Source organism: uncultured Ellagibacter sp., from assembly GCF_934643285.1.
Lineage (GTDB): Bacteria > Actinomycetota > Coriobacteriia > Coriobacteriales > Eggerthellaceae > Ellagibacter.
This window is the reverse complement of the sequence record NZ_CAKUBT010000016.1, coordinates 12878-39435: the sequence shown is the minus strand read 5'-3', so window position 1 is coordinate 39435 and position 26558 is coordinate 12878. Positions and strand designations below refer to the sequence as shown.

18 protein-coding genes are annotated in these 26558 nt (G+C 62.5%); 4 read left to right on the top strand and 14 right to left on the bottom strand.

What is annotated here, in order from left to right; all coding sequences use genetic code 11:
- The first annotated feature begins 359 nt into the window (after positions 1-359).
- A complete protein-coding gene (locus Q0I65_RS07640) occupies positions 360-1181 on the top strand; it encodes an MBL fold metallo-hydrolase (RefSeq protein WP_296061959.1) in 822 nt (273 codons plus the stop codon).
- A gap of 142 nt (positions 1182-1323) precedes the next feature.
- On the opposite strand, the gene Q0I65_RS07635 is transcribed toward Q0I65_RS07640, so the two are convergent.
- Positions 1324-3786: a U32 family peptidase gene (locus tag Q0I65_RS07635; RefSeq protein ID WP_296061957.1), complete on the bottom strand. Its 2463-nt coding sequence runs from the start codon at positions 3784-3786 to the stop codon at positions 1324-1326.
- Positions 3787-3874: 88 nt separating this feature from the next.
- Between Q0I65_RS07635 and Q0I65_RS07630 the strand changes: the two genes are divergently transcribed.
- Positions 3875-6103, top strand: coding sequence for a transglycosylase domain-containing protein (locus tag Q0I65_RS07630; RefSeq protein WP_296061954.1), 2229 nt, complete (start codon positions 3875-3877; stop codon positions 6101-6103).
- 245 nt (positions 6104-6348) lie between these two features.
- Here the strand turns inward: Q0I65_RS07630 and Q0I65_RS07625 are convergent, their stop codons facing one another.
- The 8 genes from Q0I65_RS07625 to argC all read right to left on the bottom strand — a co-directional run bounded on the left by Q0I65_RS07625 (position 6349) and on the right by argC (position 17223).
- On the bottom strand, positions 6349-6855 hold the full coding sequence (locus Q0I65_RS07625) for a hypothetical protein (protein WP_296061951.1): 507 nt from the start codon (positions 6853-6855) through the stop codon (positions 6349-6351).
- 62 nt (positions 6856-6917) lie between these two features.
- Positions 6918-9143 carry a PBP1A family penicillin-binding protein gene (locus Q0I65_RS07620; protein ID WP_296061948.1) on the bottom strand — a complete coding sequence of 742 codons (2226 nt, stop codon included), beginning with the start codon at positions 9141-9143 and terminating at the stop codon, positions 6918-6920.
- A gap of 208 nt (positions 9144-9351) precedes the next feature.
- Positions 9352-10752: an argininosuccinate lyase gene (argH, locus tag Q0I65_RS07615; protein WP_296061944.1), complete on the bottom strand. Its 1401-nt coding sequence runs from the start codon at positions 10750-10752 to the stop codon at positions 9352-9354.
- 608 nt (positions 10753-11360) lie between these two features.
- Positions 11361-12569 carry an argininosuccinate synthase gene (locus tag Q0I65_RS07610; protein ID WP_296061942.1) on the bottom strand — a complete coding sequence of 403 codons (1209 nt, stop codon included), beginning with the start codon at positions 12567-12569 and terminating at the stop codon, positions 11361-11363.
- A gap of 72 nt (positions 12570-12641) precedes the next feature.
- Positions 12642-13877: an aspartate aminotransferase family protein gene (locus Q0I65_RS07605; RefSeq protein ID WP_296061940.1), complete on the bottom strand. Its 1236-nt coding sequence runs from the start codon at positions 13875-13877 to the stop codon at positions 12642-12644.
- Between the two features lie 41 nt (positions 13878-13918).
- Positions 13919-14863, bottom strand: a complete 945-nt coding sequence (gene argB / locus Q0I65_RS07600; RefSeq protein ID WP_296061937.1) for an acetylglutamate kinase — start codon at positions 14861-14863, stop codon at positions 13919-13921.
- A 5-nt stretch (positions 14864-14868) separates the two neighbouring features.
- Entirely contained in the window at positions 14869-16131 is a 1263-nt protein-coding gene (gene argJ, locus Q0I65_RS07595) for a bifunctional glutamate N-acetyltransferase/amino-acid acetyltransferase ArgJ (protein WP_296061935.1), read from the bottom strand.
- A 21-nt stretch (positions 16132-16152) separates the two neighbouring features.
- On the bottom strand, positions 16153-17223 hold the full coding sequence (gene argC / locus Q0I65_RS07590; RefSeq protein WP_296061932.1) for an N-acetyl-gamma-glutamyl-phosphate reductase: 1071 nt from the start codon (positions 17221-17223) through the stop codon (positions 16153-16155).
- 411 nt (positions 17224-17634) lie between these two features.
- Here argC and Q0I65_RS07585 point away from each other — a divergent pair, with 411 nt between their 5' ends.
- Complete coding sequence (locus tag Q0I65_RS07585; RefSeq protein WP_296061929.1) at positions 17635-18921, top strand: glutamate-cysteine ligase family protein; 1287 nt, start codon at positions 17635-17637, stop codon at positions 18919-18921.
- 110 nt (positions 18922-19031) lie between these two features.
- Entirely contained in the window at positions 19032-19460 is a 429-nt protein-coding gene (locus Q0I65_RS07580; protein WP_296061926.1) for a peptidylprolyl isomerase, read from the top strand.
- Positions 19461-19631: 171 nt separating this feature from the next.
- Here the strand turns inward: Q0I65_RS07580 and Q0I65_RS07575 are convergent, their stop codons facing one another.
- The 5 genes from Q0I65_RS07575 to Q0I65_RS07555 all read right to left on the bottom strand — a co-directional run bounded on the left by Q0I65_RS07575 (position 19632) and on the right by Q0I65_RS07555 (position 26031).
- Positions 19632-19925, bottom strand: coding sequence for a hypothetical protein (locus Q0I65_RS07575; RefSeq protein ID WP_296061921.1), 294 nt, complete (start codon positions 19923-19925; stop codon positions 19632-19634).
- Between the two features lie 381 nt (positions 19926-20306).
- Positions 20307-21269, bottom strand: coding sequence for a SpoVA/SpoVAEb family sporulation membrane protein (locus Q0I65_RS07570; protein ID WP_296061918.1), 963 nt, complete (start codon positions 21267-21269; stop codon positions 20307-20309).
- A gap of 512 nt (positions 21270-21781) precedes the next feature.
- The gene (fusA, locus tag Q0I65_RS07565; RefSeq protein WP_296061917.1) at positions 21782-23854 is read right to left on the bottom strand and encodes an elongation factor G; all 2073 of its coding nucleotides are present in this window, start codon (positions 23852-23854) and stop codon (positions 21782-21784) included.
- A 1047-nt stretch (positions 23855-24901) separates the two neighbouring features.
- Entirely contained in the window at positions 24902-25612 is a 711-nt protein-coding gene (locus Q0I65_RS07560; protein WP_296061914.1) for a hypothetical protein, read from the bottom strand.
- Between the two features lie 47 nt (positions 25613-25659).
- Entirely contained in the window at positions 25660-26031 is a 372-nt protein-coding gene (locus tag Q0I65_RS07555) for a hypothetical protein (RefSeq protein ID WP_296061912.1), read from the bottom strand.
- Between the last annotated feature and the right edge of the window lie 527 nt (positions 26032-26558).

Sequence of the window (26558 nt, the reverse complement as noted above, 5' to 3'; positions counted from 1 at the left end):
AATGCTACCACTTTCGTAGGGCTCGACGTCCACGCGCGCTCGATAAAGGCCTGCGCCTTCGTGCCGGCCACGGGCGAGATCGAGAGGAAATCGCTCGGGTACGAGCCCGTGTAGGAGAACGGCCCTCTTTGGCTGCAAAAGTCGGGTTCTAACACATAGGCAGCATGAGCCCCGAATCTATCGAGGGGCTGCGCAATTAGCGAATGAACGCTCTCGGCTGCCAGGCACTTTTCCCGAAAGGGGGCTTCTCGCCCAAACTCTTCGCTGAAGTGAATGGCGTTTCGTTACAATGCCGCAGTGGAATCTAATCGTCACGGTCGAGGGCTATTCTTGCCCACCGCCCGACAGGAGAACAACCAGTGCTGAAGTTACATGTGCTCGCAAGCGGAAGCAAAGGCAACGCCGCCATCGTCGAAAACGCCGCGACAGGCGCGGGGGTGCTCATCGACTGCGGAATCTGCAAGCGCGATTTCCTCGAGCGATGCGACGAGGCGGGCTTCGACCCCGCCCGAATCGACGCCGTGCTCATCACCCACGAGCACGGGGACCACACCAAGGGGCTGGACGTGGTGTTGCGCGGCCTTGCGAAATTAGGCTGCGCACCAACAGTTTACGTAAACCAGGCCTGCATCGACGCGAGCTCCGCGCTGCAAAAAGTTGCAGGCGATTGCGCTACCTTGCCACTCTCCTCGGGGCAGCGCGCAATCGAGGCCGCTGGCTTGCGCGCCTTCCCCTTCGCAACCAGTCACGATGCCGCCGCTTCCTTTGGCTTTCGCATCGAAGCGCCCGATGGCGACGCGCTAGGCTACATAACAGATTCGGGCATCGTGGCGAACGCGGCGCACGAGGCCTTGCGTGACGTGCGCATTTTGGCGCTCGAGAGCAACCATGACGAGCGCATGCTGCAAAGCGGCGACTACCCCTACATCATCAAGCAGCGCATCGCCTCGGAATTCGGCCACCTCTCGAACCCGCAGGCAACCGAGGAGCTCGCCGCACTCATCACCGAATCGCGCGCCGCGGGTCTTCGCACGCCCGAGGCCGTCGTTGCCATGCACATCTCGCAGAACAACAACGACTACGACCTGCCGCGAGCGGCACTCGAGAAAGGACTTGCCATTGCCGAGGGCAATGCGCGTGTCCTTTGCGGCTACCAAGGACGCCTCACGAGCGTGAAATAGCGCCCAGGAAGGAGCTTCCCAACACTGCGAGGCCGCAGCGTTGCGCATGGGAAGCGCCTTCAAATGGTAAGTAGTCTAACTGAGATACATTTCCCGACCCCTGTCCCAACGAGACAGAGACCCCATCCCATGTCGCAGCGCGCTACTGAACGCCGCGGAACAGATGCCCTGTGGTGGCGCTTGTGATCTTGGCGACAGAGTTTCCGTCGGACTGTGCGATGCGCAGCGCGCGGATGGCTCGACCGACAGCCTGCGCCGCCTGTTCGCCGTTCATGAGCGTCGTATCGACCATGAACGAGGTGACGCCCGCCGCCATGAGCTCGGGAAGCGATGCCACCAAATCGAGCTCGACGCTGTTGTAGAGATGGCTGCGGCCGAGCGCATCGGTGATGACAGGGAAATCGAAATCCTTGCGATCCTTCAGGTAATGCGGGCTGCGACGGCGACGACACTCGGCGCAATCCTCGTTGCACGGGCCCTGGCTCATGAGAAGGCAGTGCTCGGTAATCATGAGCTCTTGCGCACCCGAGATGAAGATCCCCAGCTCAACTGGGGTGTCGCGAGACAACTCGCGAATCTGGTCGAGCGAAAGTTCGGGAGAGAGCCACACGCGGACGGCGCCCATGCGAACAACCTCGTCGAGCGCAAGCCTGTTCGTGACAGGCAGATGCGGGCCGACCTCGAAGGGAATCCCGATCTCGGCGGCCATCTGCATGGCACCGAGGCTCTCCACAAACACCGGGCGCCCCGACGTCGCGTAACGCCACGGATCGAAATCGAGCTTCGCCTCGCGCGAGAGCCCGACCTCGTCGTGATCGACGACGGGCATGGCAAGAAGACACTGCTTGGGGTAGCCCGCCTGCTCGACCGTGGCCGTGAGCTGGCCCGCGACCACCGCCTCGCCGCGCCCGTAGTTCAGCGCCGGCACGTACACCATATGCGCACCCGTACGCTTTGCGGCCCTTGCGCACACGGGATTCGTCGTCCATGCGCCAATGCGGGCACCGCTCGGACGAACGGCGGGAAGCTCTTCGCGATCCTCGGTGCGGGGAAGGCGGCGCGCATGATAGACGGCCAAGGCTCGTTCGGTCAGATCGTCGAGGGCTTCGGCGCGGACGCGGTGCAGCTGCGAGAACCCGATGCCAACCCCCTCGTCGAGCTCGACGTCGAGCCGCGTGAGAACATAAGGAGTCGAACCGAGGCGGTCGATATGGGCGCGCACGTCTTCTTCGGTGACGGCTTTCGTACGCGCAGGCTCGACCTCGGCCCCGAGTGCCGTGCCGCGAACCTCGGCAAGCTCGCTCTGCGCCGCATTGGCAAAGGAGAAAGAGACCTCGAGCGGCTCGCCGATGCGCAGGCGAACCGCGCCCTCAACCTCGACGCGCGGCTCGAGGGAGTCGTCCTCGAAGGCTTCCTTCGCGCTGCGCACGCGGAACACGCGGTCGCCCGCGCGCACGCCCTTCACGCGCGCATCGAGCTCAATCCGCGCGCGACCCTTCTTGTCGAAGGAGAGGTCGGACACCGTTTGGGCGGCATGGCCCTTCCCCGTCCAGAACTCAAGGACATCGCCGATTGCAAGCTCGTGCTCAGCGGAGATGGTCGCTATGCCGTTACGCGCTTCGGCCACGCGGCCGATAAAGGCGCCGCGATTGTTCGGGCGCTGATAGCTCATGATGTCGTTTCCGCGCTGACCTTCAAGATACGCCGTGGTGAACCCGCGGGAGAAAGCCTCCTCAAGCGTACGGCGTTCGTCCTCCGTCGGGCGAGCAGGAGAAACAGAGCCCTCCTGCGCATACACCCGATCGAGCACGCGGCGGTACACCGACACGACGGCCGACACGTAATCGGCCGACTTCATACGGCCCTCGATCTTAAGCGACGCGACGCCGGCTCGCGCCAGATCGGAAAGCAGATCGACCGAGCAGAGGTCCTTCGGCGAGAGCAGATGTTCGCCAGGCGCCGAAAGAGGGTTTCGCTGGGCGGCATTGTGCAGTTCGTAGGGCAAGCGGCACGCCTGCGCGCACAGGCCGCGGTTGGCGGAGCGGCCCCCAATCAAGGAGGACATGAGGCACTGGCCGGAGTAGCAGATGCACAGCGCGCCATGACCGAACGCCTCGACTTCGACACCTGCCTCGGCGCCCACCTGCGCGAGATGGGCGATTTCCTCCATGGAAAGCTCGCGGGCGAGCGTGACGCGCTTGGCACCCATGCGGGCAGCGGCGCGGATGCCGGCGGCGTTGCACGTGTTCATCTGCGTAGAAATATGCAGGCGGATGTCGGGAAGCGCGCGGGCTATCTCGCTCGCAAGACCAATGTCTTGGATGATGAGCGCGTCGGCACCTGCGCGCCATGCCTGACGAGCGCATTCGAGCGCGCGGCCCACTTCGCCCGGCAGCACGATGATGTTCAGAGTGACGTAGATCTTCACGCCCCGCAGATGCGCGTAATCGCACGCCTCCTTGAGCGTGGCGATGGTGAAGTTATCGGCCCCGCGGCGCGCGTTGAACGACTCGAGCCCGAGATATACCGCGTCCGCACCAGCACGCACGGCGGCGTGAAGGGCGCTCATGTTGCCCGCAGGCGCCAAAAGTTCTATATTCCGCATAAGGTTGGTGTCTCCTCGTCTGAAAGACCAGATGGTCGGTTCATGGTAGTATAGACGAATCATGAGAGTAAGGAGAAAACACCGTGAAATGCGCACCCATGCTCCAGCATGGGGAGTGCTCGTTGCGGCGTTTTCGCTCGTCCTTATCGTCGGCCTCGGGGCCTTCGGCGTGGGACGCGTCGTGGACGCATGGGTCGGCGAGCTGCCCAGCGTGCACGACCCGAACGCCTTCGCCTACAGCGCCAAAACACGCATCTACGCGAACGACCGCACCACCCTTTTGGCGGAGTTCTATCTGCAAGACCAAGAACCCATCGAGAAGGACCAGGTGGGCAACTATGTGCTGGAAGGCACGGTCGCGACGGAGGACACCCGGTTCTACGAGCATGAAGGTGTAGATTACTACGGCATCGGACGCGCACTCGTGAACAACCTGAAGGGCGGCAGCCTCGAGGGCGCATCCACCATCACGCAGCAACTCGTGCGCAACACGCTCCTCTCGAACGAGGCGAACGACATCTCGTTTCGCCGTAAGGTGCGGGAAGCCGAGCTCGCCATCGAGATGGAGCAGGCGTATTCCAAAGAAGACATCCTGCTCATGTACCTGAACACGATCAACTACGGGTCGGGATGCTACGGCATCGAGGCCGCGGCGCAGCACTACTTCTCCAAGAGCGCGATCGACCTTACGCTTGCGGAGGCGGCGACGCTTGTGGGCATCCCCCAGTCGCCGACGTACAACAATCCCGAGGACTATCCCGAGAACTGCACGAAGCGTCGCAACGTCGTGCTTGACCGCATGCTCACGCACGGAACGATCACGCAGGAGGAACACGATAGCGCCGTCGAGGAGGAGCTTGTCTTAGACGTCGAAGCGCGCGCCGAAGACGGCATCTACGAGTACCCGTATTTCACGAGCTACGTGCGCCAGCAGCTCCTCGACCAGCTTTCGTTCGAGGAGGTGTTCGACGGCGGGCTTACGGTCTACACCACGATCGACCCGACGCTTCAGGGCTATGCGGAGGAAGCGGCGGCGGAAGTGTACGACGATATGGCAAGGACCGGCGATAGCGACGTGAGCCTTTCGATGACGTGCATCGACCCGAACACCGGCTACGTGCTCGCCATGATCGGCGGGAAGGATTGGTCGGAAAGCCAGTTCAACCTCGCAACGAGCGCGACGGGACGCCAGGCGGGATCGTCGTTCAAGGCGTTCACGCTGGCCGCCGCCATCGAGCAGGGCATCAGCCCGAAAACGGTTATCGACTGCTCCACGGGATTCGTGAACGCGGCATGGAGCAAACCCGTCACCAACTATGCGGGTGCGAACTACGGGTACCTTTCCATCGAGCGGATGACCTGGGTCTCCGCTAATACCGGCTTCGCCCGCCTTGTCACCGACCCCGACGGCGTGACGCCGCAGAGCCTGCTCGACATGGCGGCGCGCCTCGGCGTTTCCGGCGACACGAAGTACGGCTACGGAGCCTACCCCGCGCTCACGCTCGGTGCCGCGCAGACGAACACGCTGCGCATGGCGAGCGCCTACGGAGCATTCGCGACCGGGGGCATCCGCCACCCCGACACCTGCATCACCGAGGTGATCGCGCAAGACGGCACGACGCTTATCGACAACACAGAGGTACCAGGCGAGCAGGTGCTTTCCCCCGAAGTTGCAGGTGAGGTGACCCGCGTGCTGCAAGGCGTGGTCACCCAGGGAACCGGGCGCGGGTCGGCGCTGCCGTCGGGCCAGGTGAGCGCAGGCAAGACGGGCACGTCCCAGGAGCATCGCGACCTGTGGTTCTGCGGCTACACCCCGCAGCTTTCCTGCGCGGTTTGGACGGGCGCCGCGCAAGAACGGGAGATGTGGGAAGCGCCCTGGTGCAAGGACGCCTGGAGAATCTTCATGTCGCTTGCCCTTGACGGTCGCGAGAGGGTAGACTTCCCCGCTGCCGCCGAACCGAAATACGACAGCGACTTCAACAAGAAGCAGTCGATATACAGCGAAGACGCCGCGAAGGACACCATCGCGCAGCTTTCGGGCGCAAGCTTGGCCGAAGTGCAGGCAGCGCTGGGGGGCAACCTCACCATCGTGGAAACCTATAGCTCCACTGTGGCTGCAGGGTCGATAGTGAAGATCGAGTTCGCGAACGGTACCTACACCGCCTATGTGTCGATTGGCCCCGACCCGAACGCGGGCAGCGATAGCGGCGGCGGCGCGGACTCGGGCGAGGAGCCACCTGGCGGAGGCGAAGGCCCCGTGGGTCCGCCCGATGACGGCGGGCAACCGGGCGGCGAAGGCGGCGAGCCTGCTCCGTAGGGGCTTTGAGCATCCGTGCGGCAGCCGAAAGATGCGACATGGCTCGATGCAGGCCGTCGCAGCAGACATCCGCCCATGCCTCGATTGGCGGCACCCTACCAGCATAAGCGAGAAACGCGAAGGCGGCGGCCCGCATGATGCAGGTCGCCGCCTTCGCGTTGTGACCAATTCATTTTAAGAATCTGCCGAGCACTCCCAGAGCGAGCAGTCTCGCTCACCTTGGCACTCGGGGGAGAGCCGAAGCGCTAGTCCTTGCCCGCCGCTGCCTCGTCGGCCGCCTTCAACTTATCGATACCCGCATTATAGGCATCTTGGATTGCCTGCAAACGCGAATCGTAAGTGGACCAATCGAAGGGCTCGGACGCGGTCGCGCCATCAATCTCCGTGTAAAGCTGGATATAGGAGTTGAGCGCGTCCTTCAGGCTGTTCGCGCCGTCAACATAGCCGGCCGCAACGTCCTTCAAAGGCTCGGGCGCCTCAAGGGAAGACAAGTCGTCAAGCACCTTGAATGCGTTGTCCGCCTGGGTGCGCATGGTAACCACGTCACCGCGCGAAACGGCATCGACGAAATCGGAGAGGCGGGAATCGAGATCGTCCATCTTCTGATTGACCTGCGTCATGTACTCGCGATTTTCCGATTGCTGGTCATTTGCCTGATTGGCCGTCTGCTGCATGCAGCCGGAAAGCGCAACGGCGAGCATCGCGCTCACGCAAACGGCTGCAAGCGCGCGGATGAATGAAGATCGGGTCATGTGTTCTCCCATCGATGCGCGACGGGGGGCCCGCCGCGCGATTGTACGAATCGTGCAAAACTCTACTCTATCGGAACCGGCTCAGTGGTTCCACCGGAACCCCCGCCGGAGCCACCTCCGGAATCGCCGCCGGTCGTGCCTCCTCCGGAATCGCCACCACCTGTGCCGCCAGTCGTGCCTCCGCCGGAATCTCCGACGGTGCCCCCAGCGCCACCGGTCGTGCCGTTACCGCCGTCACCTGTGGTGCCTTGATGGTTCCCCGTGCCGGTCCCGTTTCCGTTCGTTGAATCCCCGTCGCTCTTCTTATCCTTGTCCTTGTCCTCATCGTCTTCTGAGCTGTAGTAGCCGCCGATGTGATACGTGGTGTCCCCAAAGTTGGTCTTGTACTGGGGATCGCCCGCCTTCGGGAAATCCTCGGTCGGCTTGCCCTTGAGAACAACGTTCATGAAGTCGGGGAACGTGCTCGCCGCCGACATGCCGCTCGGCACGCGCTGGGCATGGCTGTAGTCGCTGCGATCGCCGAACCAGATGGCCACGGAAAGCTGCGGGGTGATTCCGCAGAACCAGCTGTCCATGTAGTTTTCAGACGTTCCCGTCTTACCCGCCGAGACCTGCCCGTTCGAAAGCGCCGCAGCCTGGCCGGTTCCCTTCGTGATAACGCCCTTCATAACCTCGGTTGCCGCGTGGGCGACCTCGGCGGAGATGGCACGTGTGCCCTTCGGTGCCGAGTTGTCCACCACGATGGAGCCGTTGCGGTCGACGATGCGTTCGACGCACTCGGGATCGTAGTGCGTGCCCCCGTTCGCGATGGTCGCGTACGCGTTCGCCATCTCAAGCGGCGTCACCGATTCGGAACCGAGCGTGAGCGACCCTGTCGCGGTGAGCGGCGAAGTAATTCCCATGCGCTTGGCGACATCGACGACCTTGTCCGGGCCGATCGAGAGGATAAGCCGCGCGAACGCCGTGTTCGACGAGACCGCGAAGGCGTCTGAGATGCTCTTCGTCCCGTAGTCGGTGTGGTTGATGTTGGCAACTTCCCATCCTGGGAGCTTCGCAGTTGCCGAGGCATCGATCATCGTGCTGGGATCGATACCCTGCTCGATAGCTGCCACCAGGGTGAACGTCTTGAACGACGAGCCGGCCTGCCTGCCCGACCCGCCCGTGCCGGTGGCCATGTTGACCTGCGAGGCGTCGTAGTCCTTGCCTCCGACGAGCGCCTTGATGTAGCCGTTGTCGGGGTCGATCGCCACCATGGCGACCTCGTAGTTGCTACCCGCCGCCTGCTCCTTCTTGCGCGCAGCCGCCTCGGCGGCCTCCTGCATGGAGACGTCAAGCGTGGTGTAGACCTTCAGCCCGCCCTTGAAAAGCTCGTCTTTGGAGTACGCGTACTTGCCGTTGGCGTTGGTCAGCTGGTCGCGCACGTAGCTCGTAAAGTACGGGTACGCCTCGATTCCCGTGGTCGACGGCTCGGTCGGATTGAGCACGAGGGGCTCGGCCTGAGCGGCGTCGTGCTCTTCCTGAGTGATGACGCCATTCGAGAGCATGCGGTCGAGCACCACGTTGCGGCGCTTCGTGCAGTTCTCGGGGTAATTAATCGGGTTGTTGTACGTTGGCGACTGGGGAATGCCCACAAGCGTCGCCGCTTCGGCGATGGTGAGCTCGCTTGCGTGTTTCGAGAAGTAGCGCTCCGATGCCGCCTCGATGCCATAGGCGCCCGAACCGTAGTTGATCGTGTTCAAATACATGAGCAGGATGTTGTCTTTGGAGTACTGCTCCTCAAGCTTGATCGAGATATACGCCTCGCGAACCTTACGCTTGATCGAGATGTCGTCCATCTCCGAAGAGAGAATCGTGTTGCGCACGAACTGCTGCGTGATGGTGGATGCGCCTTCCAGGTCGCCACCCATGAGGTTGTTCACCAAGGCGCGGCCGATGCCCCACGGGTCGATCGCACCATGGGAGTAGAAGCGCTCGTCCTCCGTAGCAACCGTGCCCTTGAGCACGTAGTCGCTGATCTCGCTGATTTCGACCGGGTCGCGGTTCTCCAGCTGGAATTCCGCGAGCACCGTCTGGCCGTCGCTCGCATACACGACCGTCGGCTGCGCGGTGTTGTACGCGTCGGCGCTCTCGTAATCAGGGAGATCGGTCAGCCAAGACGAGCCGACAGACCAGACGCCCCAGCAAAGCGAGACGACGAACACGAAGATAACCGACACGACGGCGATCACCGCCGTCGACGGATGCTTCTTCTTAATGTTGGCCCTGCTTTTAATCGCACGTGACGCCACGGGCACCTCCTCGTTAGTCCAAAGTATTGTAGCATCGGCTCGCTTTCCCTTCGAAAGCTCCCCCGTTTTGTCAGCAAATGGGCACAAGAGGTGTCGTTTGGCCCATGACCTGCGCCTCCCCGTTAAACAAAAAGGCAGGAGCCGATTTCTCGAACCCCTGCCTTCGTGATAACGTCGCCGATTAGAGCGACGGAGCCCCGTCAGGATGCTACGCGAGCGATGCTGCGTCGGCCTCGTCGGCGGCGAGCGCCTCTTTCGCCTGGCCGAGTTGCTCTTTCACCGCGGAATTGCCCGTACCGCCAAACGTAGTGCGCGCGGCGACGATGCTCGCAAGGTCGAGGCACTTCGTGATGTCCTCCTCGAACAGATCGCTTTCCGCCTTGAAATCCTCGAGCGAGAGGTCCTCCAGGCCGCACCCGCGCTTGTCGCACAGAAGCACGAGATGGCCCACGATCTCGTGCGCACGGCGGAACGGAAGGCCCTTCTTCGCCAGATAGTCGGCCACATCCGTCGCGGCGAGATAGCCCTTCTTCGCCTGCTCGAGCATGGCGTCGGGGTGAATTTCCATGGTGTCGATCATACCCGTGGCGCACCGATAGCAGTCCTCGAGCGTCTTCGCAGCGTCGATGGCACCTTCCTTGTCCTCCTGCAGGTCCTTGTTGTACGCAAGGGGAAGCGACTTCATCGTGACGAGCAGCGCGACCAAGTCGCCGATCACGCGCCCGGACTTGCCGCGGATGAGCTCGGCGAAGTCGGGGTTTTTCTTCTGCGGCATGATCGAGGAGCCCGTCGAGAAGGAGTCGGACAGGGTGACGAAGCCGAACTCCGCCGTCGACCAGAGAATGATCTCCTCGCACAAGCGCGACAGGTGCATGCACGACACGCTGCAGGCATACAGAAGGTCAAGCAGGAAATCGCGGTCGGAGACGGCATCGAGCGAGTTGGGGATCACGCGCGAGAAGCCGAGCGTCTCGGCCGTCATGAAGCGGTCAAGCGGGTAGGTGGTGCCGGCGAGCGCTGCGGACCCGAGCGGGTTCGCGTCCGCGGCGTCGTATGCCGCGCGCAAGCGATCGAAGTCGCGATCGAGCATCCACACGTACGCGAGCATATGATGGGAGAAGAGCACCGGCTGCGCATGCTGCATGTGCGTATAGCCAGGCAGAATGACGTCGAAGTGCTTCTCCGCCTGAGACACAAGCGCATGACGAAGCTCCACGTTTGCGGTCATCAGGTCGCGCGCCCGCTTCTTTGCGAACAGACGCGTGTCGGTGCAGACCTGGTCGTTGCGGCTGCGACCCGTGTGAAGACGCGCGCCCGCATCGCCGATTTCTGAGGTGAGCACGCTCTCGATGGACATGTGGATGTCCTCGTTGTTGATGTCGAACGGGAAGTTGCCCGCCTCGATCTCGCCCTTGATACGCTCAAGGCCTGCGTCGATCCTGTCGGCATCCTCCTGCGAGATGACGCCTTGGTGCGCGAGCATCGCTGCGTGGGCGCGCGAGCCTGCGATGTCCTGCGCGTAGAGCTGCTTGTCGACGGGAAGAGATGCGCCGAAGCGCTGCGTGAACTCGCTCACGCCCTCTTCGAATCTGCCTGACCAAAGTGCCATGGTGTGTGCCCTTTCAATCGGTGAGAATTACCACGAAAATGCCCCGAACCTTAGGGGGGCCGTCCGGGTTTGGCGTCCGACAACCTTCAGTCGCTCAGACAGTCCTCGCTTTGCTGCGGGATTGAGCTTCTGGGGCTGTCCGGGCGGGTCACCCGACGACCTTCAGTCGCTCAGACAGTCCTCGCTTCGCTGCGGAACTCGCTTTGTGAAGGCCGTCGGGCGACCCGCCCTGCGTTTTCCAATCCTGCAAGCGTTGCCCAGTCGGGAGCGAAGGCATGCTCAGCCAAACCCTACGTTTCGGGATTTGAGCACGCCCGCACCGCCTCGACTTGCGTTAATCATTACGAGAAGGGCGCCCTTTTGTGAGCGCCCTTGGGTCGTTCGCTTCTGAAGACAACGCTCGCTTCGACCCTGCTCAACCTGTGAGATTTGGAAAGTCGCAGGTCGAATCAAGGTCAGCGAGCGGCGTTCTGGCGAGTGCAGATGGCGCGAAAGGTTGAAGAAGCGTACTTAAGGTACGCGACAAAACCCTGGAGCGCCAGCTGTGCCGCCGGAGCGCCGCGCAGCGTCGGCTCGTTTCGCTGGTCGGCAGACCAGCGAAACGCCCTTTACTGGCGATGCTTCTCGGCCCAGACCTTTCCGAAGAGGCTGTAGATGTTGATGAAGCCCTTCGCGGATTTGTGGTCGAAGGTGTCGCCCTCGTCGTAGGTGGCGAGCTCCTTGGCGTAGAGGGAGTAGTCGCTCTTGGATCCCGTGACCGTGCAGGTGCCCTTGTAGAAGGACAGGCGCACCTTACCTGTGACATTGACCTGCGTCGTTGCGAGAAACGCATCCAGACCAGCCTTCAGCGGGGCATACCACTTGCCGTTGTAGACCTGGTCGGCCCACTCATGTTCCACATGGAGCTTGTAGTGGAGCACGTCGCGCTCGAGGCAGATGTCCTCAAGCGCCTTGTGCGCCTTGATGATGGCGAGCGCGCCCGGAGCCTCGTAGCATTCGCGGCTCTTCACGCCGACGAGGCGGTTCTCCACCATGTCGAGGCGGCCGAAGCCGTTCGCGCCGGAGATCTTGTTCATCTCGAGGATGACGTCGAGGTAGCTCATCTCCTTGCCGTCGAGCGCGCAGGGGATGCCATCCTTGAACGAGATCTCCACGACGGTCGGGGTGTCGGGAGCCTTCTCGGGGTCGGTGGTCATCGTATAGATGTCCGCCGGCGGCTCGTTCCAGGGGTCTTCCAGAACACCGCACTCGATGGCGCGGCCCCACAGGTTGTCGTCGATCGAATAGGGCGACTTCTTGGTGGTGGGAACTTCCACCCCGTGCGCCGCCGCCCAGTCCATCTCCTGCGGACGGGTCTTCAGATCCCACTCGCGAACAGGGGCGATGATTTCCAGCGACGGATCGAGCATCATGATGGACGCCTCAAAGCGCACCTGATCGTTGCCCTTGCCGGTGCAGCCGTGCGCCACGTACTTCGCGCCGAACTCGTGCGCGATCTCGACGAGATGCTTCGCGATCAGCGGGCGCGAGAGAGCGGACACGAGCGGGTACTTGTTCTCGTAGAGCGCGTTCGCGGCGAGCGCGGGGGTAAGGTATTCCTTGGCGAATTCCTCGCGCATGTCGACCACGCGGCACTCGATGGCGCCGGTGCGCAGGGCCTTGTCGTGAATCTTCTCGAGACCGTCATGCTCCTGTCCAACATCGCCAACGACGGCGATGACGTCGAGCCCGCGCTCCTCCTGCATCCACTTGATGCACACCGACGTATCAAGGCCACCGGAGTAGGCCAAGACAACCCTGTCCCTCTGTTCGCTCATTTTTTGTATCCTTTCCCAGCTCAAAACTGTTTTAACCACGGTAAACCAAATGCACCCTGAGCATTTGGCGAACTATAAAATCCCACCAAGTTTCTCGATTAACGCATCGACGTCGGCCTTGCTGCACACAAGCGGCGGCAGGAAGCGCAGCGTGTGCGCGCCCGTCGCGTTGAGCAGAAGGCCTGCGGAAAGCCCGTCATACACGACGTCGGGAGCGCCCTTGCCGTCCTCTGCGAGGTCGGCCGCCAGCATGAGGCCCATACCGCGCACCTCAGTGACCTGGGGAAGCGCGGAAAGCTGCTCGCGCAGGTATGCACCCACCTCGATCGCGTTTGCGGCGAGGTTCTCCTTTTGAATCTCGCTCAGTGTCGCCTCAGCCGCGGCAACCGCGAGGTTTGACCCGCCGAAGGTGGAGCCATGGTCGCCCAGCTTGAAAGCAGCCGCCACCTCCCCGCGCGCGGCGCACATGCCGCAGGGGAAGCCCGACGCCACGCCCTTCGCGATGGAGACGATATCGGGCACGACATCGTAGTTCTGGAAGCCGAAGGGCTTGCCGGTGCGGTAGATGCCGCACTGCACCTCGTCGCAGATCATGAGCGCGTGGCGCTCGGCCGTGAGGCGACGCACCGCCTCCATAAATTCGGGGCTGCAGGGATGCACGCCGGACTCGCCCTGGATGGGCTCGAGCATGACAGCACAGATGGAGTCGCCCTGCGCCTCGAACAGCGCCTCAAGCGCCGCGATGTCGTTTTGCGGCGTGGGCGTGAACCCGTCGGGCAGCGGCTGGAAAAGCTCCTGCTTGGCCGGCTGTGCGGTCGCGGCGAGCGTGGCGAGCGTGCGACCATGGAAGCTCTTCTTCACCGTGACGATCACACGCGGAGCCGCCTCCCCGTCGCCGCCTTCTGCCTCGACACGGCGGCGCGCATAGGCGCGGGCGAGCTTGATGGCGCACTCGTTCGCCTCGGCGCCCGAGTTCGCGAAGAACGTCTGCCAAGGCGCCTGGTCAGCGGCGGGCACTTCTTCGTTCAGCGCATCGGAGAGCAACTTGCCCACCTGCCCGCGATGTTCGATGTAGTAGTAGTTGCTCACGTGGATAAGCGTGGAGGCCTGCTCGGTGATCGCGCGCACGACGGCAGGGTGGCAATGTCCCAAGCTCACCGCGCCGATTCCCGCGATGAAGTCGAGGTATTCCTTGCCGGCATCGTCGCGAACGACCATGCCCTCGCCTTCCACCAGCTCGACCGGCTTGCGGCCGAACGTGTGCATGACGTAGGTTTCCTCCAGCTGCTGCTGTTCAGCAAGACTCATTGTTTCTCCTTCTCACAAAGGCGGTGAGGTGACCGCCCACGTTACACCAGTTTGCTTGCGAAGCTGCCCTCGCGCGTGGAGTCGAACGCCGCGTCCCCGTCGGGCGGGACGATCATGGTGCCGACGCCCTTGTCGGTGAGCATCTCGAGCAGAAGCGCATGCGGCGTGGTGCCGTTTAAGATATGCGCGCGGTGCACGCCCGCGTCGAGCGCGCGGATGCAAGATCGCAGCTTCGGAATCATGCCCGTCGAGACCTGCTTCTTGTCCACCATCTCGCTGACTTCGGCAAGCGAGATGCGCGAGATGAGCGACGACTTGTCGTCGAAATCGCGGTAGAGGCCGTCGACGTCGGTCAAGAAGAACACCTTGTGCGCGCCGATGGCCGCGGCCACATGGCCCGCCACCACGTCAGCGTTCACGTTGAAGAAGCCGCTGCCCGGCTCTTCTCCGATGCCGACCGACGCGAGAACGGGAATGTAGTTCGCCGACACGAGGTCTTCGAGAAGCTGCGAATTGATGCGAACGACGCGCCCGACGCGCCCGAGCTGCTCGCTCGCCTGCTCGGCGATAATCGTGGCCCCGTCGGCGCCCGACAGGCCCACCGCGACCCGGCCGTGCTCGTTCATCGCCTCGACGAGCTCCTGGTTCACCTGGCCGGCAAGCACCGAGCGCACCACTTTCATGGCCTCGTCGGTGGTCACGCGCTGGCCGTCGATGAACTTCACGGGCATGTCGAAGCGCTTCATGGCCTCGGAGATGGCGAGCCCGCCGCCGTGCACGATCACCGGGTTCACGCCGATGATCTTCAGGAGCACGATGTCGGCCATGACCTCGGCGCGCAGCTGCTCGTCGACCATGGCAGATCCGCCGTACTTGATGACGATGGTCTTGCCGGTGATGTTCTTGATCCACGGCATCGCCTCGGCGAGCACTTCGCCTGTGATGGTGTCGACCCCGTTCGGTCTGCTGTCCTTATCGTAGTTCATGGCAATTAGGTCCTGTAATCTCCGTTGATGGTTACGTAATCATGCGAGAAGTCGCATGTCCACATGGTGGTTTCGCACGTGCCGGCGCCGAGGTTCACATCGATCGCGATCTCCGGCGCCTCGAAACGTCGCAGCGCCTCGTCCTCGTCGAAGGCGACGGTGAGCCCGCCTCGGCAGACGGGCATGCCCATGATGTCGATGGACACGTCTTCCTGGCGAAATGCAGCGCCCGAGCGCCCCGCAGCTGCGGCGATGCGTCCCCAGTTCGCGTCGTGGCCATAGATGGCCGTCTTCACGAGCGGCGAGTTCGCGATGGTGCGCGCTGCCGCGTCGGCGTCGGCGTCGGTAGCGGCGCCTGCAACGTGCACGGTGACGAGCCTCGTGGCGCCCTCGCCGTCGGCGGCCATCATGCGCGCAAGGTGCGTGCACACTTCCTTATAGGCGGCGGCGAGCGCATCGTAGGCGGGGGTCCCCGGCTCGATGGGCGCCGCACCCGGAGCCGCAGCCCCGCTCGCGAGCGTGACGCAGGTGTCGTTGGTCGAGGTGTCCGAGTCGACGGTGATCTTGTTGAAGCTCACGCCCACGGCGTCGCGCAGGATCTGCGAGAGATGCGCCGCGGCGATGGGGGCATCGGTCGTGACGATGGCGATCATGGTGGCCATGTTCGGCATGATCATGCCGGAACCCTTCGACATGCCGCCAACGGTGAAGGTGACGCCGTCAAAACCCAGGTCATCGCCTGAAAAGCTGACCGCGTACTCCTTAGGGTGAGTGTCGGTGGTCATGATCGCGCGCGCGGCGGAGGCACCGCCTTCGCGACTTGCCTCGGCGAGCGCCTGGGGGACGCCCGTCTTGAAGGGATCGAGGGGAAGATGCTGCCCGATGACGCCGGTCGACGCGACGAGCACCTCCTCCTCGGTGCAGCCCACGGCGTCGGCGGTGATGCGCGCCATCTCGCGGGCATGCTCGAGCCCGGGGACGCCTGTCGCGGCATTCGCGATGCCGGAGTTCACCACCACAGCGCGCGCGGTGCCGTAGCTCGGGGCACCCACGCCGCCGTCGGAGAGGTGCTCCCTCGAGATGATGACGGGCGCCGAGCAGAAGATGTTCTTCGTGAACGTGCCCGCCGCCGCGCAAGGTTCGTCCGCGACGACGAGCGCGAGGTCGCGGCGCTCAGGTTCCTTACGGAAACCCGCATGGATGCCGGCGGCCTTGAAGCCGAGAGCGCTCGTGACGCCCCCGCCCTCGATCTGGGTGAATGCTGTCATGTCGGTTCCTTCCATCGGGTTTTACACCCCCACGGCAAGTGAGGTAAGACCTTCGGTCTGATCGAGGCCGAAAATGATGTTCGCGCACTGGACGGCCTGACCGGCAGCGCCCTTCCCCAAGTTGTCGATCGCGCCGATCGCGATGATCATGCGAGCTTCCGCGTGATAGGCGACGCCCACCTGCGCGCGCGCCGTTCCGGCGACCGATGCAGTTTTGGGGAGCTTACCTGCGGGAAGCGCCTCAACGAGCGGGGATTCCGCGTAGAAGCGCTGCTGTATGGCGGCGAGCTCTTCGGGATCGGGAGCGGCGGGGCCCTTCGCGAGCGGTAGCTTCACCGTGGAGAGCAAGCCGCGGTTCATGGGAACGAGATGCGGCGTGAACACGAGCTTGCCGGGGGCGAGCCCCAGGATTTGCGAGATTTCCGGCGTGTGACGATGCGTTCCCACCCCGTAGGCTTCGACGCTTTCGTTCGCGAAACAGAAGTGCGTGCGCTCGGTGGCCTTCTTGCCCGCGCCGGTGATGCCCGAGAGCGCGTCGACGATGACGGTGGCGCCCTCTTCGACGAGTCCGGCGCGCAAAAACGGCGCAGCGGCAAGCGAGGTCGCCGTAGGATAGCAGCCCGCACAGGCCACGAGCACGGCTTCCCCCGCCGCTCGGCGCGCCGCGGCAGAGGCGAGCTCGTCGCCCGTAAGCTCGGGCAGACCGAAAGCAGCCTTCGCGAGAAGGTCGGTGGAAGTGTGCGCCACCTTGTACCACTTCTCGTAGATTGCGGGGTCTTTCAGGCGGTAGTCGGCGGACAGGTCGATGACCGTGGTGCCCGCGGCGATGAGGTCCGGCGTCATCGCGAGGGACGCCGTGTGCGGGACGGCGAGGAAGGCCACGTCGAGGTCGGCAAGCGCGTTTTGATCGTGCTTGGAGAAGACGAGGTCGCTCGCACCCGCGAACGCGGGGTACACCTCGGCGAGCGCGCGCCCGGCGAGCGCATCTGAGGTGATCGCACACAGCTCGAAGCTCGGGTGACCCAGCAAAAGGCGCGTGAGTTCCGCACCTGCGAAGCCAGCGGCCCCAACGATACCGGCTTTAATCTTCATAATGTCGATTCCTTATCGAATTGGTTCCCGCGCCTGCGGATATGCGAACGGCAAGCCTGACCGCCAGCGATGCCAGCTGCGGCGATGCTCGCGATACGCATAAGGCGAAGCGCACGGACAATAGTAATGAAAGGGGGTTCCCGTCCAAAGAGGACGCGAAAAAGTTACAGAGAAGAAACGCGCGAAGCGGCACGGCGCGAGGCTTTGCCGTCGCGCAAAGGACGTCGTCGGGACACGACAGCAAAAGAAGCGGCGAGCGCCTTGCTATTCAGAATGCCCAAGTTCACGATTCGTCCTCGTTTTCGATACATGCCCGATTCTGTCGCCGCAACGTGCTACGATGTGCGGCGAAATTATTTTATACAAACCCGCTGGGGTTTGCACCACTTTTTTAGGCCAAGGAGCCAAACCATGAATGAACAGGCCAGTGAACAGGCATCAGACGCGCAAAATTCCCCCGCGAACGGCATGGAGATGTACGACCGCAACGTCGACGCAATCGCGGCGTTCATCGAGAGCGGGTGCATAGCTGGCGAAGGCGCACTCGGCATCGAACTAGAGCACATCATCGTTCGCGAGGACGGCTCACCGGTGAACTATTCAGGCGAAGACGGCATCCAGAGCGTGCTCGAAGTGCTGCGCGCCGATTACCCGCAAGCAACCTACGACGCCGAGGGCGACCTTTTGGGCGTGGCGCGCCCCGGCGAGGCGGTGACCATCGAACCCGCTGCTCAGGTGGAACTTTCCGCAGGCCCTTTCCATGAACTGGCCAGCGCGCAGGCATGCTTCGAGCGATTCGAGGAGAAGCTTTGCGGCGTGCTTGCGCCGAAGCACGGGAAGCTCGCGAAGACGGGCTATCATCCCACGGCGCGCGCGACGAGCCTGGAGCTTATCCCCAAGCAGCGCTACGAGTACATGAATCGCTACCTCGGCGCCGTGAGCCCCTTCGGGCCCTGCATGATGAGGGGAAGCGCATCGACGCAGGTGAGCATCGACTACGCGAGCATCGGCGACTGCATTCGCAAGTATCGCGTCGCGAGCGCGCTCACGCCGATCTTGTCGCTCATCTGCGACAACTCCCCCATCTTCGAAGGTGCGCCGCGCACTCACCGCATGGTGCGCACTGAGATTTGGCAGCACTGCGACCCCGAGCGCTGCGGCATCGTGCCGGGCGCTGTCGAGGATGGTTTCTCGCTGCGCGATTACGCGCGCTGGGTCTACGACACGCCAGCGATTCTCGTGCCCGACGGGCAGGGCGGCTGGCGCGAGGATTCCCGCCGCTTCAGCGAGATTTACGCCGCGCGCCCCATGGACCGCGCCGATATCGAGCACGCGCTGTCTATGGCGTTTCCCGACGTGAGGCTGAAGACCTACCTGGAGATTCGCCCTGCCGACGCGATGCCCGTGCCCTACGTTGTCGCGTACGCCGCGCTCGTGAAAGGAATTTTCTACTGCGAGAAAAGCCTGGCCCGCGTGGAGGGGCTCATCGGCGGCATCACGACGAGCGACGTCGAGCGGGCGAAGAACTCGCTTCAGGAGCTGGGCTACGCGGGCGAGGTGTACGGCAGGCCGGCAGCCGAGTTTGCCGACGAGGTCATAGCCGCCGCACGAGCCGGGCTTTCCGAAAGCGAGCGAGGTTTTCTCGAGCCGCTCGAGGAACTCGTCGCCGCGCGAACGACGCTCGCCGATTTGGGGTAGTTTCGCCAGCAGTTTCGCCGCGTAAACGCACCCCGCACGTAGTGGCCTTGGCCGCGCACTTCAGATAAACTGACAGCTAACGCTTTTCAGACCGAGAGGAGATATGCTTCATGAGCAATGAAGGCAAAAAGGTGAAGACCCACTACAAAGGCACGCTTGACGACGGCACGCAGTTCGATTCGTCCTACGATCGCGGCGAGCCGCTCGAGTTCATCTGCATGGCAGGCCAGATGATCCCCGGCTTCGACAAGGCCGTGTGCGACATGGAGGTTGGCGAGACCAAGACGGTCCGTCTCGAGCCCGCCGAGGCATATGGCGAGCACAATCCGGCGCTCGTGCAGAAGATGCCGCGCTCGAATGTTCCCAATGCCGATCAGCTGCCTATAGGACAGACCATCTACCTGCGCTCGGGCAGCTCGGCGCCCTTCCCCGCACGCGTTGTGGAAGTGACCGACGACTCCGTGAGCTTCGACATGAACCACGAACTGGCAGGCCAGGCGCTCACCTTCGAAATCACCCTGGTGGAAGTCGCGGACTAGCCGCCGCACGCATCGCGAGCCCGAAAGCCCCGCATCCATCCGCTTTTGCGAAGGACGCGGGGCTTTCTCATTTTATGTAGTCCCTAACTGTAACCTTGAGCGAGACGTCGCGAGGCGCGCATTTCCGCCCATCTGCCCGCCGGCCGCACCCTCACGTGAAGCGGGATGCGTCTACTTGATGCGAGATTGCAATTCGCCGATTCTAGTCTTCGCCCTGGAATAACGATAGGCGCCGATGCCGACGAAGCCGGCCGCTACAACCGCAATCGCATAGGTAACTAAGCTCGCCGACACCGTCTCAGGGTCGAACATGCCGTTCGCCACCAGGACCTGGCGAATGATTAGAAACAGCACAAAGATGATGATGCCGCCAGCCGTCTGCATGAAACCGCGCGTTTTTTTCTGCTCGAGCTCGGCGATCTCCTCGCGGAGCTTACGCTCCTTCTTGCTCATTCCCTTTGCCATTTCCCACTCCTTAAGGCATCGCGGCGGCGCAATGAGGCGAAAGGCGGCGCACGACGCGAACGAACTTTGAATTAGTGCTGAACAGTATAAAGCAAGCGTCCAGAAATCAATGCGCTTTCCCCTTGCCGCCTGCGAGAATCATGCTGCGGCCTCCATTCGACGCGAAGCCTAGCGAGTTGGTGAGCCGCGACAAGGCATAGAAGCACAACGGGCTTCCCTCCACGCGAGGAAAGCCCGTCAAGATGAATCTCAGCAAATCACGAGGTGAAACGCGCGCTCGCGAGGCATAGGGCGCAGGGCGCACGATGCGCGCGCAACGCCCGATGCGAGAGGCGCGACTCATGCACGTACGGCGCGCGGCCGCCACCCGAAAAGCGACCTTTACGCCTTCACTGTTTCGCTCATGCCTGCAGGCACGCCGCTTTCGCCCGCGGCATCGTAGCCCTCGAGCTCTTCCTTGTCGAGCTTCTTCACCATGGAGGCGTCGTAGCCGAGCTCCTTCAGCGAGTTGAGCGCCTTCTCGGCATGAACCTGCTCGAGCGGCTTGCGGCCAAACGTCCAGTTATAGATGAAGAAAGTGAACAGCGCGGTAATGGCGAGGCCAGCAACGGCGAGCAGGAACGAGCCCAGGTGCACGCCGGCACCCGCGAGGTTGCCCGCAGCGAGTTCGATGCCCACGTTGTACATGTTGTAGCCGCCGACCGTGATCATGACGGAGAAGCCCTCGCCGGAGAAGTTAGCGAGCGCGCCGGAAATTCCGAAGGGCGCGAAAATTGCGCCCAACATCCATGCCGTGATCAGGATGTGGAGCGGGGTGACCTTCTTGGTGACCTTCTTCAGGCACACGAACAGGATTTGGAAGAATGCGGCGAGCAGGCCGCCTACGAGGAACGCGTACACGAACAGCATGCCGCCCTCGGTCTTTGCGACGCCGAGGTTGTTGTTGAACCCGACCGTGCCGCAGATCCAGCCGATTGCGATGCAGATGGCGGCAAACAGCACGTTAAACCACACGACGAACCACACGCAGTTCCAGATGCACTTGCCCATCTTCTCGTTGTTCTTCGTCCAGGGACCCACAGCCTTCATGCCGACCGCCATCGCGAAGCCGGAGAACGGGAGCAGTGCGCCGAACGTCGCCCATTCCTCGACGTACTGATAGCACGCAAGGCCGCCCAGGATGCAGCCGATCACGCCCATGCTGATAAGCGTGGCGCCGCCCATGAAGAACGCCATCGGCGTGCCCGCGAGCACGGTCTGCCAGAACGTGAGGATCGCCTGGGCGATGAGCGCAAAGGTGCCGCCCACCAGGAAGCTGTAGATAACTGTCTTGTATGGTTTCATGACCATCCCCTTCAACTATTCTATTGACTCCACATCGCGCGAATGCGCAAAACAGACACGCTTTCCCTCAAAAGCGTGAACATGCGCACGATAGACTACCCGAAAGCGCACGCCCGACCTCAACCCGCAGGGTCGAATCGACGGGTTGACTTGGCCGTAAGCACTGCAGCGAAAGGACGAATTTGCCCTGGAGCATAAGGAAGAGGCCGGCGGCGCGATAGCCGTCGACCCCTTCGTTCTGCTAGCAATATTTCGCGCAACCGCGCGGCGGTTCCGGCGACGCGGCATCGCTTCGTGCAACTGGGCATCGGTCTCCAACGACGTGGAGAAATTCGCGCAGCCGCGCATTGAGCCGGGATCCTACGACGACCTGGCATAAACACAAAGGGCCGGAAGGGAAATCCCTTCCGGCCCGACGACGCGACCGCGGCTCCAAAAGACTGAAGCCGCCGTCGCAAAAGCGGATCGTGAAGCACACGGCTCGCGCCACACGATCCGCCACTTGCTACCCGCTAATTCCCTGCAGCCCTTGAGGCTTGGTATTCCTCCACGAGCTTCTTCGTGACGTCGGCGGGCGCCTGCTCGTAGCCGTTGAGCTGGATGCTGTACGAGCCCGAGCCGCGCGTGATCGAACGCAAGTCCTTCGTGTACTTCACGACCTCGGCGTAGGGCACGCGCACGATGATCACCGTCTCGCCCTCGTCGTTGGAGTCGGTACCGACGATGCGGCCGCGGCGCGTGGAGATGTCGCCCATGACCGGACCCGCATAGTCTTCGCCCACCGTGATTTCCATGTCTGCCATCGGTTCGAGCAGCACGGGATCGGCCTGGTCACACGCGGCGCGGAAACCAATGCGCGCGGCGGTCTTGAACGCCATCTCGTTGGAGTCGACGGAATGGTAGCTGCCGTCGAACACGGCGACCTTGATATCGACCATCGGGTAACCGGCAAGCACACCTTCCTTCATGGTCTCCTGCACGCCCTTGTCGACCGCGGGAATAAGGCCACCGGGGATAGCGCCGCCCTTGATCTCGTCGACGAACTCGTAGCCCGCCCCCGGGTTCGGGGAGATGCGCAGCCAGCAGTCGCCGAACTGCCCGGCGCCACCCGTCTGCTTCTTGTGACGGCCCTCCGCCTCGGCGGTCTTGCGGATGGTCTCGCGATACGGGATGCGCACCGGCACGAGGCGAACATCGACGCCCGTCTGCTCCTTGCAACGGGAAACGAGCATGTCAACCTGCGTGTCGCCCATCGCGGTGAGCACGGTCTGGTGCGTTTCCTCGTTGCGCTGGATATGGATCGACGGGTCGTTTTCCGCCGCGCGGGCAAGAAACGTCCCGAGCTTGTCCTCTTCCTTCTTGTTGACGGCCTCGATCGCGACCGGGTACTGCGGCACCGGCAGTGGCAGCGGATCGACGGCGATCTCGCCGGTAAGGGAAATCGTGTCGCCCGTGCGCGTCTCAGCGAGCTTCGGCACAACGATGATGTCGCCCGCCTTCGCGCTCTTCACGTCAGTGGCTTCCTTGCCCATCATGACGTAGAGATGGCCCAGGCGCTCCTTCTTGCCCGTGCGCGCGTTGATGAGCTCCATGCCGGGCTCGAGCACGCCCGAAAGCACCTTGAGGAAGCTCAAGCGACCCACGAACGGGTCGGAGAGCGTCTTGAAGGCGAAGGCCGCGGGGCGGTTCGTCTCGTCGATGGGGATCGAGGTGCCGTCGGCCATCTGGAAGCGACCGTGGCTTCTCGGGTGCGGGAAGTAGGTGCAGATGTCCTCCATAAGCCCCTGAATGCCCTGCTTGATGATGGTGGAGCCCACGAACACGGGGATGAACAGCTCCTGCGCGATGGCCTTGTCGAGCAGCGACTCGAGCTCGTCCTGCGTAAGCTGCTCCTCGCCTTCCAGATACTTCATCATGAGCTCGTCGTCGGCTTCGGCCACAAGGTCGCACAGCTTGTCGCGAGCCGCCTGCGCGGCGTCGGCATACTCGGCGGGAATGGGCTCAATGCGCTCGGAGTCGTCGCCTTCGCCGAAATAACGTGCCTCCATGCGGATGATGTCGATGACGCCCTTGAAGTCGGCGTCTTGCCCGATGGGGATGGTGACCGGGCCCAGACGCGAGCCGAAGCGCGCGTGAAGCGTGGCCATGGCCATGTCGAAGTCAGCGTGCTCGCGGTCGATGTGGTTGATGAACACGGCTCGCGAAAGGCGCATTCCCTCGGCCTCGCGCCACAGCTTGGTGGTCATGACCTGTGGGCCCGCAACGGCGTCGACCACGAACAGCGCCATTTCAGCAGCTTGCATGGTGGACAGCGTGTCGCAGATGAAGTCGGGATGGCCCGAAGTGTCGAGCACGTTGATCTTGTAGTCTTTGTACGGGATGGGGGCGATCGAGGTGCCGATCGTGAACTTGCGTTTGATTTCCTCGGCGTCGTAGTCGAGATAGGACTTGCCGTCGTGCGTCGTACCCATGCGCGGGGTCTTGCCGGAGACGTAGAGCATCGCCTCAGCGAGCGAAGTCTTCCCCGCGCCGTCTTGACCCACCAGGACGACATTGCGCACGTGCTCAGTGGCAGGAGCTGCCATTTTGACCACCAACCTTTCGTTGCGTGGCCGCGCCCGAAAGAGCATCTTTGAGGCACAACCACTTTTAGTCTTGCACACACAAAGAACCGCTTGGTCAAGCCGACTTCGGCTTGCATTGAAACCAGTGTAACGTACTTTCGGCATTTTTCGGCCGCTTGCCCCAAGATTTGCCCCGCACTTTGGAAAGCACTTGCATTTTATGGGGAAATGCGTGCTACACGCCCCCGCGCGTTGCCATGAAGGGAAGGCGGGGAAAGGGGCGAGGGAGAAGCGGCGCAGCGGGACGGGAGCAAGCAAAAGATGATCTACCTGTTAGCAAACAACCATAGGGGAAGAGAAGATGAGCGCAACGGGACGGGGGTCGGGCAGGGGCTGCGAACGATAGAGCGACTCTCCCCATCCGAGACGAGGCTCGCGGGCGAGACGGGTGCCGGGTGATTTGACGAGAATGGGACGGAGTAATCTGCGACGCATTAAGTGAGACGGATCGCCCGGCTTCCGTCCCACCAAACCCCTGCCCCCCCTACTCTGCTGGCTTCATGCGGACAGATTCACGTTACTTGTCTCTAGCACCAGGCGCCCATGCCGCGTTCGGGCACCTCCCCCTCGCCGCGTCGCCTCGAAAGGTCCCTCCAGACATGGTTGGGGCGGAAGTAGTGTGATTCGTTCCGCTGAAGCGATGCGCGTTGTGGCGGTGGGGGTGCGCCCCGAAAAATACACGCGCAGAGGCGGATCCCAGCACAAAAAACCGAGCTGTCCCACAAAATGAACGAGGCGTGGAAGTCAAGCCTGGCTTGGGGGCTTGGGAGATTCTCCGACCTGGGGTTTTCCCATCGGAGAGCATTATCGCCCGAAGCCAACCGCCCGTTTCGGCGGTTTCTCTGTGGGACAGCTCGGTTTTGTGCCAGAATCCGTCTTTTCGCATGCACTTTTTGGAACAGCTCGGTTTTTGTGCCACCGCGCCACCATCTTCCCAAGCACCGCCGGCAACGCCGAAGACGCCGTATAGCCCACCTCGAGGTTAGTCGGGCGTAGACCGAACATGGGCTAGAACGAGACCGGCTTCTTGGTTTTGCGACTACCCTTCTTTAAAGGCGAATAAACGAGCCCGTGGCCATCCCGGAAGCCGACAGGCAGCCCAACGTGTCTCAAAGCCTCACAAAGCGGCTCCATGCTCGCATGATATCCATCGATGCCACCCGTCGACGCCTTCGCACTCCCACGAATAAAGGTCATGCGCCACGCGTTGCCACCTAGGCGCCAGCCCTTGCGGTCGTAGTCCCGCTTCCAATTGCAGATGCAGACATCGCCGAAAGCTTCCTTCAAAGTCGCAACCTTGGATGGGGCCAAATGGGCAATGGGCTCGACGGGGCCGACATAGCCCCGCTCCAGCCATACCGAGGCCTCTTCGCCCTCCATTACAACCCATATGGTGCGGTGCTCTTTCAGCGGAGTGTCCTCCACCCAGTAGTTGTCGATTCTCAAGTACTCGAAATCTGTGCAGGCGAGGCTCCGCCCTGTTCCTTGCGCCTCGGCCACCTCGTCCAGCTCGCACAGGAAGCACTCATGCCGTTCCCATTCCTCCCGCAGACAGCCGGCTTTGAACAGCTCGACAGCGCAAACGCATGCCGGATCAGGCGAATCGCCGCATGCGCCTTCGTCAAGGTCGCAGACGAAGCCTAGGCGCCGGCTCTCCCCGATGCGCACAATCGAGTCCCATTTGATCATGGCATTGCCTCCCGCCACCCAGAAATCCACGAAGCCAAGTTCCCGACACCTCGAGGCAGGCTCGCGTCCCCTCGCCCCTAGTACCAAGCGACCATGCCGCGTTCGGGCATCTTCCCCTCATCGTGCCGTCTCGAAAGGTCCCTCTGAACGTGGTCGTAGTACCACCACCATCGGTAGACCGCGTCGTCGGGCTCGGTCGGGAGCTCCTCCTCGGACAGCAGAGGCTCCCCGTGCTCTTGGCGCATCTCGTTAATCCCACCGCGCATCGCATTCATATCCCTGCCTGTGGTGCAGCGCTGAAAATCGCGCTCTGCCGGCGCCCCCAAAGACACCGTCTCGTTAGCGAGGTCGATGAGCACCTGACCGGGGCGCGACCCCCGATCGTTTTCTGGCCAATACTCGTAAACAAGAGCGACTCCGTTTCGTCGAACAAGCTCGTAAGCCACCATCGACACCACCACCCATTCCCATCAGTTGCGGACAACGCCGATTCTGCCATACGCGTGCGAAATCGTATGTACCATGTATTGGACAGATGACGAATTAGTTTGCGCTCGCCCCTAAAAAGCCCTGTGCATCTTGCCATGCTCGAGCTAGAGGAACGGCGCCCCGCTTCGGCGCTTGTCCTTCGCAATAGAGGGCGCCAATTCCCTTGCGAGGCTTCCAGTCGCACAGCCTGCGCCCGATTTGCCCGCCAAAGACATTCCCCAAAACCCCAATCAGCGGCAGAGGAAGAGGTGCGCTCGGTTATTGCGCCTTCTATGGCAACAAGCAGCCTGCCTTATGCCGTGCCCCTCAAGGCGAGACAAATCACCCAATCCCCGCCTCATCTCACATTAAAAAGCAGTCTGAGTTAATTTGAGGCCCCTCAGCACTGCTGTTTTGGTGGATAATGAATAATTGCTGGTAATCCATCCACACCAATCAGGAGGAAACATGTCAATGCAGAGAAATCTCACCCCCCCCCGCCGCAACT